This window comes from Micromonospora parva, from assembly GCF_000718515.1.
Lineage (GTDB): Bacteria > Actinomycetota > Actinomycetes > Mycobacteriales > Micromonosporaceae > Micromonospora > Micromonospora parva.
In genome coordinates, this window is sequence record NZ_JNZS01000019.1 from 23,354 (window position 1) to 36,846 (window position 13,493).

Genomic DNA, 13,493 nt, shown 5'->3' on the forward strand with positions numbered 1-13,493 from the left:
TCCGCACTTGTGGCGTTCCGCAGGACGACGTCGTACTCGGGCGGGGATGGTCGCGTTGGCGATCATCGCCGCAGCTCTGGGCGTGCCCACCACCGCGTCGGCCGCTGTGGTGCCGGCCCCGACGACGGCGACGCTGGTGTCGGCGAACCCCGCCGACGCGACCCCGCACGCCCGGGACGGTGAAACCCGCGCCTTCGCGCAGGTGGGCAACACGGTCTTTGTCGGCGGCAGCTTCACCCAGCTCCGGCAGACCGCCAGTTCCGCGTGGATAACGCAGCGTTACCTCTTCGCGTACGACCGGACCACCGGCACCATGTCGACCACCTTCCTTCCGGTGCTCGACGGCGCGGTCAACACCCTCATCGCCGGCCCCGGCGGCACGCTGATCGTCGGCGGCGCCTTCAAGAACGTCAACGGCGTCTCCCGCAAGAACCTGGTGGCGCTCAACCCGTCGACCGGCGCGATCATCGACAGCTGGGTCGGGCGTTCCGACGGTGGCACGGTCCGCGACCTGGCGCTGTCCGGCAACTGGCTGTACGTGGCCGGTGCGTTCAACTGGCTCAACGGCACCGCGCACGTGGGTCTCGGCCGGCTCAACGCGACCACCGGCGCGATCGACCCGAGCTTCAGCATCGACGCCACGGTGGGGCGGCACAGCACCACGTCGTACGTCTGGGCCATCGACGTCGCGCCGGACGGCGACACCCTGGTCGTCGGCGGCAACTTCACGCTCGTCAACGGCCTGCCGCGCAACCAGATGGCGTTGGTGGACGTCTCCGGGACGCCCACGGTGCTGGACTGGAGCACCGAGAAGTTCGTCGCGCCGTGCGCCTCGCCGGCGACCTTCGTGCACTACGTGCAGGACGTGAAATTCGGCGGCGACGGCAGTTGGTTCGTGGTCGGCACCAACGGCGGCGCGGGCTGGCCGTCCGCCTACTGCGACGCCCTGGTCCGCTTCGAGACTGCCGCGCGGGGCAGTGGCCAGCTCGCCACCTGGGTCGACTTCACCGGCAACGACACCATCACCTCGGTGGAGGTGGCGGACAACATCATCTACCTGGGCGGGCACTTCCGCTGGCTGAACAACCCGAACGCCAGCGACAACGCCGGCAACGGGGCGATCGACCGGCTCGGCATCGCCGCCGTCACTCCGGCGACCGGCATGCCGGTGAACTGGAACCCGCGCCGCAGCGGCAGCGCGTCGATGCCCGCCGGCACCACCGCGTGGGGTTCGTCGGTACCGGTGCTGTGGCGTGGTTCGGACGGCCTCTACTTCGGGCACAACTCCGACGGCATGGGCGACGAGTACCACGGCCGGCTGGGCATGTTCCCGCTGGCCGGCGGGCGCACGATCGCCCCGAAGAACCCCCCGTCGGCCACCAGCGGCAACCTCTACCTGAGCACCGCCCCGGGCACTGTGGCGAAGGTGCCGTTCGACGGCACCGCGCTGGGCACCGCGACCACTGTCAGCCAGCCCGCGTACACGGCGGCCGGTGCGACGTGGCGGGTCGACGACCGGATCTACTGGTCGCACACGGTGGCCGGCACGCCCACCGGTAGCCGGATCGACGTCTCGCTCTTCAACGGCGGCGCGATCGGCTCGCCGTGGGAGGCGTCCGGCTACAACGACTGGTACAACCCGGCGTTGCTGACCGGTGCCTTCTTCCTCGACGGCAGGCTCTACTACACCCGTACCGGGGCGAACAGTCTCTTCTACCGCTACTTCGAGATCGACGGTAACTACCTCGGCGCCACCGAGTTCACACTGCCGAGCACCGGGCAGAACTGGTCCGGTGTGCGGGGGATGGCCTGGGTGAACGGCCGGATCGTCTACGGGGCCACCGATGGCAACCTGCGCAGTGTGGCGTTCGATCCGACGGCCGCGCCGGCCGCTGTGGTCAGTGGTGCCACCGGGTTCGTGGTCAGCACCGCGACGCCCGAGTTGTCCTGGTCTACCCCATCGACGTTCTTCTCCGTAGAGTAAGGGTCAACCGTTCGTAACGGAGGATCGGTAGATTGTTCACGTAGGGCCGGTGGCGGCTACCGCCGCCACCGGCCCCGCGACGTGGGGGAGGGTCGTTGCTCGGCGCCGCTGGCATCCGAACGAGACGCGCGGTGCGTCTGGTCTTCGCGGTCAAACGCGGCTGGTACCGGCTCCGCTACCGGCGGTTGACACTCGGCCGGGACGTGGAGATCCGTGGCCGGATCCGGCTGCGTCGCGGCGTGCGGGTGACCATCGGTGACCGCACCCGCTTGAACAAGCTCGTCCGCTTCGCCGGCCCCGGCGAGGTGCGCGTCGGCGCGGACTGTCTGCTCAACGCCACCTGGATCGGCACCTGGACGTCCGTGACGGTGGGGGACCGGTGCCTCCTGTCGGACTGCGAGCTGCTCGACAACGACTTCCACAACCTGCCTCCCGAACAGCGGCACGCACCGCCGGGCCCGCTCACCCGGGCCCCGATCGTCCTTGAGGACAACGTCTGGGTCGGCGCGCACGCCCTGGTCCTGAAGGGCGTGCGGGTCGGCCGCGACAGCGTCGTCGGCGCGGCGACGGTGGTCCGCACGGACGTACCACCCGGCGTCGTGGTCGTCGGCAATCCTCAACAGACGGTGAAGAAGTTCCATGACTGACGCAGCGCCCGCCCCCTGGCCCACGGACGGCCCGTCCTCCGGTACCTCCCGGGCCGTGACACTGACCGACCTGCTGCGGGTGCCGATGCACCGGTTGCGGTTGGTGGCGGCGGTCGCCCTGGTCGGTCTGCTCGCCGCGCTCAGCTACGTGCTGCTGGTGCCGCCGGCGCTGTCCGCGAGCGCGGTGGTCGCGGTTCGACCGGTGGTCACCGACGCCTTCACCCCCAGCGGCGCGGGCGCCGACCGCGCGGTCAACATGAACGTGGAGAGCGGCATCGCCACCGGCACCGAGGTGGTGCAGCGGCTCGCCGAGTCGGCCGGCGGTGACCCGCGCGACATCCGCGACGCGCTCGAGGTCGAGGTGCCCACCGGCGGGCAGATCCTGCGCTTCACCTACCAGGCGCGCGACGCGCACCGGGCGGTGCAGAGCGCCAACATGGCCGCCGAGGCCTACCTGAGCGTGCGCCGGACCATGTACGAGCAGCAGCGCGCCGAGATGCTGCGCTCCTACGACGCCAGCATCACCAAGGTCGTCAGCCAGCAGACCGCGTTGCAGAAGCGGGCGAACACCGCCAAGGACACCGCCGCCGGTGACGCGCTGGTGGCCGAGCTGGCCGGGATCAACAACCAGCTCACCCAGCTCAACGCCGCCCGTACCGAGATCGCGGCCGTCGACGTCAACCCCGGCTGGGTCACCCAGACCGCCGAGAAGGCGCTGGTCACCTCCGCCGGGCACCGGCCGCTCTACCTGGTCGCCGGCCTGCTCGGTGGCGCCCTGGTCGGCATCGTGCTGGCCTACCTCTGGGAGTCGACCGACCGGCGGGTCCGCTCGGTCGCCGACGGCCGGGAGGCCTCCGGCCTGCCGTTGCTCGGCACCGTGCGCCGACCGGCGTTCCGGGGCAGCCCCCGGGCGGTCGACGCCGACGTCCGGTACGTGGCGATGGCGGTCGCCGAGCGCGTCCGGCAGCCCGCCCGGGTGGCGCTGCTCAGCGCCCGGGAGGACGCCACAGCGCTCACCGCCGGGCTCGCGGTGGCGCTCGCCGTCGACGGCCGGGAGGTCTTCGTCGCCGACGACAGCGGCCGGATCGAGCGGCTGCGGGCCAGCGTGCTCGCCGACCGGGGGCGGCTGCCCATCGACCCGTCCCGGCCGCTGGTGCCCAAGCCCCGACCGGCCGGCAGCACACCGGCCGCCGGTGCCACCACTGACAGCGCGCCCGCCCGTCGACCCTCCCCGCACCCGCCCGGCGCCCGCCCGTCCACCGACCCGGACGCCACGCTGACCTTGCCGCGGGTGTCGTCCGCCCGCCCGGAGAACAATCGCGTCGTCGCCCCGGACGAGGTTGCCGTGGGAGTGGGCAGTGTCCGGTTCGGCACCTGGCGACAGGGCGCCGATCACGGTCTGGTCCTGTTCAACGCCCCCCCGGCGGAGTCCGACGAGCGTGGCGTGGCCGTCGCCCGGCAGGGCAGCGCGGTGGTGGTCGTCGAGCGGGACCGCACCCGGCAGAGCGACCTGCGACGCCTCGTGGAGCGGCTGCGCGCCGCCGGCGTCACCCCGCTGGGCTTCGTGCTCACCCGAAACGGCCGGGCCTGAGCGTGTCGGTGACCCGCGCCCCGGCGACCGAACCACCGTCCGGAGGCGCTCCGGAGCAGGCCGCGCCGCTGCCGCCGTCCGCGCCACCGCAGCTGCCGCTCTGGCCGTTGTCGATGATGTTCGGCCTGGTGCCACTGTGGTGGCTGCTCGGCGCGTTCTACCTCGGCTGGCCGCTGCTGGGCGCGCTGCTGTTCGCGTTGCTGCTCACCCGGGGGCGGGTGCCGCTGCCGCCGGCGGCCGGCATCTGGCTGCTCTTCCTCGCGATCGTGGTGGTCAGCGCCACCCAACTGTCGTCGCCCGCCTCGCTGCTCACCTTCGCCCTGCGCCTGGCCTTCTACCTGACCGCGCTGGTGGTCGGCGTCTACGTCTACGCCGCCGCCCGGGAACGCTCCAGCCTGGTGGCGGTGCTCACCCCGCTCTGCACGTTCTGGTTCGGGCTGGTCGCGCTGGGCTGGCTCGGGGTGCTGGTGCCCCGGCTGGCCATGACGACCCCGATGGAGGTGCTGCTGCCCGGCGGGGTGGCCGGCACCCCGTTCATCCAGGACATGGTGCACCTCACCACGGCTGAGTACAGCGCCCGCTCGCTGAACCCGATCTACCGGCCGGCGGCGCCGTTCGCGTACACCAACAACTACGGCAGCGCGTACGCCATGACCCTGCCGTGCGTGGTGGCCTTCGCCATGCTGCGCCCGCGCGGGTTGCTGCGCTGGGCGCTGCTGGCGTCGCTGCCGCTGTCGCTGGCACCGGCGTTCCTCACCCTCAACCGGGCGATGTTCCTCAGCCTCGGCGCCGGGCTGGCGGTGCTCGGGGTGCGGGCCAGCCTGCGCGGCAACGTCCGGGTGGCCGCGTCGATCGTCGGGGTGGTGGTGATCGGCGCGCTGGCCACACTGTTCATTCCCATCACCGAGCTGATCAGCAGACGGGTCGACTCCAGTGACACCAACACCGACCGGCTCTCGCTCTACACCGAGGTGATCCGCCGGGTGCAGGAGTCACCGTGGTTGGGCTACGGCGCTCCGGTGAACGTCGACACCGTGTCGGCGGCCGCGCCGATCGGCACCCAGGGGCAGTTGTGGATGGTGCTGTTCAGCCATGGCGTACCCGCGCTTCTCTGCTTCCTGGCGTGGTTTGTGGCCGCCGCGGTGATCTGCGCGCGGGCGAAATCGGCGGCCGGGCAGTGGTTGGCGGTGGTGCCGGTGGTCTGCCTCGTGCAGATCCCGTTCTACGGCATGGCGAACCAGAACCTGGCGGTCGCGTTCTTCGCTGTCGCCTTCGCGATGGCGTTGACCGAACGCGAACGGCTGACCCGGCTGGTCGGGGCGTCGCCGGCGGCCCCGCGCACCGTGACGGTGCCCGCATGACCGCCGCCACCCGACCACCGGCCGGTGCCGACGAGGGCCGGCCGCCGTCCGGCCCCGCCCAGGACCAGGCCACACCGTCGCCCGCCGGGGATGTCGGCGCGGCCGAGACCCGCCGCAGCGCGCGCAGCGGGGTGGCCGGCCTGCTGGGCGCGGCCACCAGCGGGTTGTTCGGGTTCGTGCTGGCCGTCGTGATCACCCGGGGGTACGGCACGGCCGGCGCGGGCGCGTTCTTCGCCGCGATCGGTGTCGTCACCGTGGCCACCGCGATCTGCACCCTCGGCGCGGAGACCGGTCTGATGTGGGCGCTGCCCCGGCGCACCGCCGGTGTGCGCGGTGACGCGGCCCGGATCCTCCCGGTGGCGCTGATCCCGCCCCTGCTGGCCGGGCTCCTGGTGGCCGGTGTGGGCGTGCTGGCCGCCGACGCGCTCGCGCCCCGGCTGCTGGAGGGCTCCGGCGCGAGCGGCGACACACTGCTCACCGTCACGTTCGCCGCGGTGCCGGTGGTGGTGGCGATGACTTTGCTGCTGGCGGCGCTGCGCTGCGTACGGCCCATCCGGGCGTACGTCGGGGTGCAGTTCCTGCTGCTGCCGGTCGCCCGCCCGGTGCTGGTCGGCGCCGCCGCGCTGGCCGGTGGTGGTCTGCTCGCCGGCATGACCGGCTGGTTGGTGCCGGCGGCGTTGGCGCTGCTGGTCTGCCTCACCCTCGTCGCCGGCCCGCTCGGGCTGGGCCGGGGGGCGACGCTGCGTCCACGCCGCGCCGACTGGTCGACGTTCTGGCGCTTCGCGCTGCCCCGGGCCGCCTCGGCGGCCATCGACGCCGGCAGCATGTGGGTGGGGGTGCTGCTCACCTCGGCGCTGGCCGGGCCGGCGGACGCCGGCGTGTTCGGGGCCGTCGGCCGGTACGTGCTGGCCGGTCAGTTGGCCATGCAGGGGCTGCGGGTGGCGGTGTCCCCGCAGTTGTCCCGACTGCTCGGGCGGGGCGAGCGGGCCGCCGCGGCGGCCGTGCACCGGCAGCTGACCACCTGGGGCCTGGTGTTGTCCTGGCCGGTGTACCTGCTGCTGGCGGTCTTCGCGTTGGCCTTCCTCCAGCTGTTCGGGCCGGAGTTCACCGCCGGTGTGCCGGCGATGACGGTGCTCGCGCTGGCGATGCTGGTCAACACCGGAGTGGGCAACGTGCAGAGCCTGCTGCTGATGGGCGGGCGCAGCGGCCTGCACCTGGTCGCCGCCGTGGCCGGGTTGACGGTGACCGTGTCGCTGGGTCTCTGGCTGATCCCCTTGTACGGCGCGACGGGCGCGGCGGTGGCCTGGGCGGCCGGGATCGCCACCGAGAACCTCACCGCCGCCGGGTTCGCCGGGTCGGTGGTTCGGGAGCCACTGTTCGACGCCGCGATGGTGCGTGCCGCGGTGGCCACCGTCGCCGGTGTGGGTCTGGCCGCCGGCGTCGGCGCACTGGTGGGCGGTCGCGGTCTGCCCGGCCTCGCGGTGGCGCTGGCGGTGCTGCTGGCCGGCTGCGTCGGCATGTTGACGTTGCCCCGGGTACGCGCCGGTATCCGGGGGACCATGAGGCAGATCCGTGGAGGGAACGACGCGGCCGCGGCCGCCGGACCCGCCCCGGCATCGACGAGAGGCAGGTGAGGTCCGTCGTGGTGTCCATGCGTGACCGGGTCAAGCAGTTGGTTCCGACCCAGGTGACCACCCGGGTGAAGGAGTCGCTCGTCGACTACGGCGTTCGCACCAGCGATCGCCGGCCGCTGCCGGACTTCCTGATCATCGGGACCAAACGGGGCGGCACCACCTCGCTGTGGAACTACCTCATCCAGCATCCGCTGGTGCCCCGGCTGTTCCCCGCGTGGAACACCAAGTCGGCGCACTACTTCGAGGAGCACTGGGGTCGCGGCGAAGCCTGGTACCGCTCGCATTTCCCGACCGAGCGGCAACGCGACGCCCTGGCCAAGCGGCACGGTGGGCCGGTCCGGGTCGGTGAGGCCGCCCCGCTGTACATGTTCCACCCGCTCGCCGCGCAGCGGGTCGCCGCGCTGATGCCGACGGTGAAGCTCATCGTGCTGCTGAGGGACCCGGTGGAGCGGGCGTACTCGCACTGGAAGGAACGCCGCACCCACGGCATCGAACCACTGGACTTCGCCGCCGCCCTCGCCGCCGAGCCGGAGCGCACGGCGGGGGAGCGGGAACGGCTGATCGCCGAACCGGAGTCGTTCAGCGAGCCGTACGACTGGTACACGTACCGGGCCCGGGGGCGCTACCTGGAGCACCTGGAGCCGTGGCTGGAGCGCTTCGACCGGCAGCAGATCCTCTTCCTGCCCAGCGAGGACCTGTACCGCGACTCTCGCGCGACCTACCGGCGCACCCTGGACTTCCTCGGTCTGCCGGCGTACGACCTGCCCAACTTCAAGGTCTACAACGATCGACGTTCGGCGCCGTTGGAGCCGACGGTCCGCGCTGAGCTGACCGACTACTACCGGCCGTACAACGACGCGTTGCGCCAGCGGCTCGGGCTGGACCTCGACTGGGCGGACCGGGCGGCGTGACGACCCAGGCGGGCCCGGCCACCGACCCGCGCTCCCGGGTGGACGGCCTGGGTTGGGTGAGCCGCGCGGTCTTCCCGGACGACCGGGTCGGCCTGACCGTGGCGGGCGCCCCGCCGGCCGGTCACCGGGCGGTGGCCCGGTACGCGGTGGTGCCGTCGGTCGACCGGGCCCGGTTCCTGGTGCCGTTGGGCGCGCCCCGGGCCGGGGCGGCGTCCCTGCTGGCGTACAACGCCCTGCGGCCACCGAAGGTGCGCGCGCTGCGGGCGGTGCTCGGCGGGTTGGCCCGGTTGGGTCGGGTGGGGCTCGCGCCCTTCCCGACGTTGACCGTCACGGTGCCGGCCGGGGTGCCCGCCGCGGACCTGCTGCTGAGCGAGCGGCTCTCCGCCGACCTGGGTGACACGCCACTGCTGGCCGCTTTCGGGGTCCGCCCACCCGACCCGAACGGCAAGCCCACCCTGCAGCTCTTCGACGCCGACGGGCGTCCGCGTGGCTACGCGAAGATCGGCTGGAATGACGCGACCCGCGCGCTGGTCAGCGCGGAGGCGGCGGCGCTGCGGGCGTTGCCCGCGGTGGCCGACGTCGCCGACCACCCGACGCCGCCGAGGCTGCTCGCCGAGGTGTCCTGGGCGGGCCAGGTGGTCGCGGTGATCGAGCCGTTGCCTCCCGCGGTTCGCGGTGTGCCGGTGGACGACCCACCACGGATCGCCGCGCTGCTCGCCGTCGCCCGGCGCGGCGGCCCGGCAGGCACCCCTCGTCCGCTGCTCGACTCGGCCTTCCTGCACCGGCTGGGCGACCAGGCCGGCCGGGCCGCGGCGGCCGAGCCGGGCGGTGCGCGGGCGGTCGCCGCGGTCTGCGCGCTCGCCCGCCGGCACGGCGACACCAGTGTCGAGTTCGGTCACTGGCACGGCGACTGGGTGCCGTGGAACCTGGGCTGGCACGCCGGCCGGTTGGTCGCCTGGGACTGGGAGCACAGCGGGCCGGACGTGCCGGTCGGCTTCGATCTGGCGCACGACGCGTTCCAGCGCGCGCTCGTGCTGCGGGGGGAGCCGGCGGAGGTCGCCGCGTCGGCCGTCGACGGGTATCTGAGCCGGCACGGTGAGCGGCTCGGTCTCGACGCGGCGCAGCGCCGGCTCGTCGCCGACGCGTACCTGGTGGAGATGTGGTTGCGGACCTGGCGGCTGGCCGACGCGGGCGCGGGCTGGAACGCCGCACTGCATCCCGCACTGTTGGACGTCATCGAGAAAAGACATAGCGGCTGATCGGGAGGAATCGCGGCGGCGCAGGCACGCCGCAGAGTAACGACAAAATCGCAGGTGGTCATGACGATCGATGGACCTCGGACGTTCGGTGCGCCCGCACCACCTGCTGCGGAGATCGTCATCTCGGCCGGTCGCTCTATTCAACGACCGGGGATCGTGTGATCTGCTTCTGCCTGGCGTGAACTGAAATTCCAAGCGAACTTGTGGGGAGTCGCGTGGACACGAACAACGACGACAGTGGGGCACCGGTGCTGCTGCTGGTCGGCTCCAGCGGCGGGCACCTGGCCCAACTACTGGCCTTGCGGCCCTGGTACGAACGGTGGCGGCGCTGCTGGGTCACCTTCGACACCCCGGAGGCGGTGTCGCTGCTGGCCGGCGAGGACCTGGTGCCGGCACACCACCCGACCACCCGCAACGTGCCGAACCTGCTGCGCAACGCGCTGCTGGCCTGGCGGGTGCTGCGGGCGCGGCGGGTCGCCGCCGTGGTCACCACCGGCGCCGGGGTGGCGGTGCCGTTCGTGGTGCTGGCCCGGTTGCGGCGCATCCCGACCGTCTACATCGAGGTGTACGACCGGATCGACACCCCGACGCTCACCGCCCGGCTCTGCCGGCCGTTCCTGTCCGCGATGCTCGTGCAGTGGGACGAGCAGCGCCGGCAGTACCCCGAGGCGACAGTCGTCGGGACGCTGCTGTGACGGGGGAGACGGGCACCGCCTGGCGTCCGCAACCGAGCACCGAGGCGGCCCGCCTGCCGCGCCAGCGCGACAGCTCGGCGGTCGCCCAGCTGCGACTGCTGGTGGCGGTGGGCACCGACAAGCACCAGTTCGACCGGCTCGTGGACTGGCTGGCGCAGTGGCACACGCAGGCCGCCGTCCCGATCGGGCTGACCGTCCAGCACGGGCACACCCGCGCGCCCCAGGTGCCCGGCGCGGTGGCGTTCCTCGGTCACGACGCGTTGCAACAGGCGATGAGCGACGCGCACCTGGTGGTCTGCCACGGTGGCCCGGCGACCATCCTGGAGGCCCGCCGGCACGGCCACCTGCCCATCGTGGTGCCCCGCGACCCGGCTCGCGGTGAGCACGTCGACAACCATCAGCTTCTCTTCGCCCGCCGGCTCGGCGCCGCCGGGCTGGTGGCGCTCTGCGAGACCCGGGAGGCGCTGCACGACGCGCTGACCGCAGGGGTGGCCGACCCATCCCGGTACGCGGTGGCCGCCGACCCGCAGGCACACGAGGCACAACGGGCGGCGGTGGCCCGGGTCGGGCAGATCATCGACGACCTGGTGGCCCGTTCGACCCCGCGCCCACCCCGGTGGCGGGCCTGGTCCCGGCCGCGTCCGGGTACGGAGGAGATTCGATGACCCAGCAGCCGAGCGTCAGCGTCGTGGTGCCCACCCGGGACCGCCCCGAGCTGCTGCGGGCGGCGGTGCGCGCGATCCTGGCGCAGGACTACCCGGGCCCGATCGAGGTCGTGGTGGTGTTCGACCAGTCCGCGCCCGACGAGTCGTTGACAGCGCTGGGCAGCGACCCGACCCGCGTGGTACGCGTGATCAGCAACACCCGTACCGCCGGGTTGGCCGGGGCGCGCAACAGCGGCACCCTCGCGGCCGAGGGTGAGCTGGTCGCGTTCTGCGACGACGACGACGAGTGGCTGCCCGGCAAGCTGGCCGCCCAGGTCGACGCGTTGGCCGGTGATCCGGCCGCCGAGTTCGTCTGCTGCGGCATCCGGGTCACCTATGACGGGCACACCGTCGACCGGGTGCTCGACAAGGACCGGATCACCCTGGACGACCTGTTGCGCGACCGGATGACGGAGCTGCACCCGTCGACCTTCCTGATCCGCGCCACCGCGCTGCGCGACGGGTTCGGGCTGGTCGACGAGGAGATTCCGGGCAGCTACGCGGAGGACTACGAGTTCCTGCTGCGGGCCGCGCGCAGCGCGCCGCTGATCAACCTGCGGACGCCGTCGGTGCTGGTCCGCTGGCACAAGCGCTCGTACTTCGCGCAGCGCTGGGACACCATCTCGGAGGCGTTGCAGTGGTTGCTGCGGCGTTATCCGGAGTTCGCCGGTCAACCGGCCGGCGAAGCCCGGGTGGCAGGGCAGATCGCGTTCGCCCAGGCCGCCGCCGGCGACCGCCGGGGCGCGCTGCGCTGGGCCCGGCGCACCCTGCGCAGCAACCCCCGGGAGCCGCGCGCCTACCTGGCCCTCGCCGTCGCCGGTCGGGTGGTCCGGGCCGACGCGGTGCTACGCACCCTGCACAAGCGCGGTCGGGGGATCTGAGCCGCCGTCGACGGGTGCGGGGCACAGGACGCCCGGCTCAGCGGGCGGCGGCGTCCGCTGGGCGGGACGGTCCGGGGAGCGTGCCGCGCCGGTGGCGGGCCGTGACAGACTGACCGCTGTGTTGCGTTGGCTGACTGCAGGTGAATCGCACGGTCCCGCCCTCGTCGCGATGCTGGAGGGGGTGCCGGCCGGCATCGAGGTGACCACCACCGAGATCGCCGACGAGCTGGCCCGTCGCCGGCTGGGTTACGGCCGGGGTGCCCGGATGTCGTTCGAGCGGGACGAGGTCGAGCTGCTCGGCGGCCTGCGGCACGGCGTCACCCTGGGCAGCCCGGTGGCGATCCGGGTCGGCAACTCCGAGTGGCCGAAGTGGCAGACCGTGATGGCCGCCGACCCGGTCGACCCGGACGAGCTGGCCCGCCAGGCGCGCAACGCCCCGCTGACCCGCCCCCGGCCGGGCCACGCGGACCTGGCCGGCATGCAGAAGTACGGCCACACCGACGCCCGGCCGATCCTGGAGCGCGCCAGCGCCCGGGAGACGGCCGCCCGGGTGGCGGTCGGCACTGTCGCGAAGGCGCTGATCCGGCAGGCGCTCGGCATCGAGATCGTCTCGCACGTCGTCGAGTTGGGCCCGGTGGCCGCGAAGCCGGGGCTGCGCCCCACTCCGTCGGACACCGCCCGGATCGACGCCGACCCGCTGCGCTGCCTCGACCCGGAGGCCAGCGCCCTGATGGTCGCCGAGGTCGACGCCGCGAAGAAGGCCGCCGACACCCTCGGTGGCGTGGTCGAGGTGCTGGCGTACGGGGTGCCGCCGGGGTTGGGCAGCCACGTGCAGTGGGACCGCAAGCTCGACGCCCGGCTGGCCACCGCGCTGATGTCCATTCAGGCGATCAAGGGTGTGGAGATCGGTGACGGCTGGCAGCAGGCCCGATCCCGTGGCTCGGAGGCGCACGACGAGATCATCCCGTCGGCGACCGGCGTGCGCCGGGTCACCGACCGGGCCGGCGGGCTGGAGGGCGGCATCACCACCGGTGAGCCGCTGCGGGTCCGCGCCGCGATGAAGCCGATCTCCTCGCTGAACCGGGCGCTGGCCACCGTGGACGTCGCCACCGGCGAGCCGGCCACCGCCATCAACCAGCGCTCCGACGTGTGCGCGGTGCCCGCCGCGGCGGTGGTCGCCGAGGCGATGGTGGCGCTGGTGCTCGCCGAGGCGGCCACCGAGAAGTTCGGCGGTGACTCGGTCACCGAGATCCGCCGCAACGTGGCCGGTTACCTCGACGCGCTGGTCATCCGCTGATGGCACCGGTGGTCGTGCTGGTCGGCGCGCCCGGTTGCGGCAAGACCACCGTCGGGCGGGCGCTCGCCGCGACGCTCGGCGTGGAGTTCCGGGACACCGACATCGACATCGAGCAGATGGCCGGTAAGCCGATCCCGGAGATCTTCATCGACGAGGGTGAGGCGCACTTCCGTACCCTGGAACGGGCCGCCGTGGCCGCGGCGCTGGCCGCCGGCACCGGAGTGCTCGCCCTCGGCGGCGGCGCGGTGCTGGCCGAGGAGACCCGGGCCGCGCTGATCGGGCACCGGGTGGTGCACCTCTCGGTCGAGCTGCCCGACGCGGTGAAGCGGGTCGGGCTCGGCGCCGGACGCCCGCTGTTGGCGATCAACCCGCGGGCCACCCTCAAGCACCTGCTGGACCAGCGCCGGCCGCTCTACGCCGAGGTGGCCACGGAAACGGTGATCACCGACGGCCGAACCCCGGCCGAGGTCGTCGCCGAGCTCACCGCCCTGCTCCCGCGCTAACCCCCCCCGTCGTCGTCGCCCCCCTC

General features: G+C 73.2%; 12 protein-coding genes. All 12 read left to right on the top strand.

From position 1 onward, the window contains the following. Positions 1 to 46 precede the first annotated feature (46 nt). The 12 genes from IF22_RS0123835 (at position 47) to IF22_RS0123890 (ending at position 13,467) form a co-directional block, all read left to right on the top strand. Positions 47 to 1,984: a hypothetical protein gene (locus tag IF22_RS0123835; protein WP_030335617.1), complete on the top strand. Its 1,938-nt coding sequence runs from the start codon at positions 47 to 49 to the stop codon at positions 1,982 to 1,984. A gap of 131 nt (positions 1,985 to 2,115) precedes the next feature. Next, positions 2,116 to 2,631 carry an acyltransferase gene (locus IF22_RS0123840; RefSeq protein ID WP_245233720.1) on the top strand — a complete coding sequence of 172 codons (516 nt, stop codon included), beginning with the start codon at positions 2,116 to 2,118 and terminating at the stop codon, positions 2,629 to 2,631. Then, positions 2,624 to 4,222 (top strand): LPS biosynthesis protein, encoded by a 1,599-nt coding sequence (locus tag IF22_RS0123845; protein ID WP_030335620.1) that lies wholly within the window; start codon positions 2,624 to 2,626, stop codon positions 4,220 to 4,222. The genes IF22_RS0123840 and IF22_RS0123845 overlap by 8 nt, the downstream gene beginning before the upstream one ends. A 68-nt stretch (positions 4,223 to 4,290) precedes the next feature. Then, positions 4,291 to 5,583, top strand: a complete 1,293-nt coding sequence (locus tag IF22_RS0123850) for an O-antigen ligase family protein (RefSeq protein WP_245233722.1) — start codon at positions 4,291 to 4,293, stop codon at positions 5,581 to 5,583. Continuing rightward, the gene (locus IF22_RS0123855; protein WP_030335623.1) at positions 5,580 to 7,217 is read left to right on the top strand and encodes a lipopolysaccharide biosynthesis protein; all 1,638 of its coding nucleotides are present in this window, start codon (positions 5,580 to 5,582) and stop codon (positions 7,215 to 7,217) included. The genes IF22_RS0123850 and IF22_RS0123855 overlap by 4 nt, the downstream gene beginning before the upstream one ends. Before the next feature lie 8 nt (positions 7,218 to 7,225). After that, entirely contained in the window at positions 7,226 to 8,128 is a 903-nt protein-coding gene (locus IF22_RS0123860) for a sulfotransferase domain-containing protein (protein WP_030335624.1), read from the top strand. Further along, entirely contained in the window at positions 8,125 to 9,387 is a 1,263-nt protein-coding gene (locus IF22_RS0123865) for a hypothetical protein (RefSeq protein WP_030335625.1), read from the top strand. The genes IF22_RS0123860 and IF22_RS0123865 overlap by 4 nt, the downstream gene beginning before the upstream one ends. A 215-nt stretch (positions 9,388 to 9,602) precedes the next feature. Further along, positions 9,603 to 10,082: a glycosyltransferase family 28 protein gene (locus IF22_RS0123870; RefSeq protein ID WP_030335627.1), complete on the top strand. Its 480-nt coding sequence runs from the start codon at positions 9,603 to 9,605 to the stop codon at positions 10,080 to 10,082. Beyond that, on the top strand, positions 10,079 to 10,747 hold the full coding sequence (locus IF22_RS0123875) for a glycosyltransferase (RefSeq protein WP_051708748.1): 669 nt from the start codon (positions 10,079 to 10,081) through the stop codon (positions 10,745 to 10,747). Before IF22_RS0123870 ends, IF22_RS0123875 begins: the two co-directional genes overlap by 4 nt. After that, the gene (locus IF22_RS0123880; RefSeq protein WP_030335631.1) at positions 10,744 to 11,667 is read left to right on the top strand and encodes a glycosyltransferase family 2 protein; all 924 of its coding nucleotides are present in this window, start codon (positions 10,744 to 10,746) and stop codon (positions 11,665 to 11,667) included. Before IF22_RS0123875 ends, IF22_RS0123880 begins: the two co-directional genes overlap by 4 nt. 118 nt (positions 11,668 to 11,785) lie before the next feature. Next, the gene (gene aroC, locus IF22_RS0123885) at positions 11,786 to 12,964 is read left to right on the top strand and encodes a chorismate synthase (RefSeq protein ID WP_030335634.1); all 1,179 of its coding nucleotides are present in this window, start codon (positions 11,786 to 11,788) and stop codon (positions 12,962 to 12,964) included. Beyond that, positions 12,964 to 13,467, top strand: coding sequence for a shikimate kinase (locus IF22_RS0123890; protein WP_030335636.1), 504 nt, complete (start codon positions 12,964 to 12,966; stop codon positions 13,465 to 13,467). Before aroC ends, IF22_RS0123890 begins: the two co-directional genes overlap by 1 nt. The last annotated feature ends 26 nt before the right edge of the window (positions 13,468 to 13,493 follow it).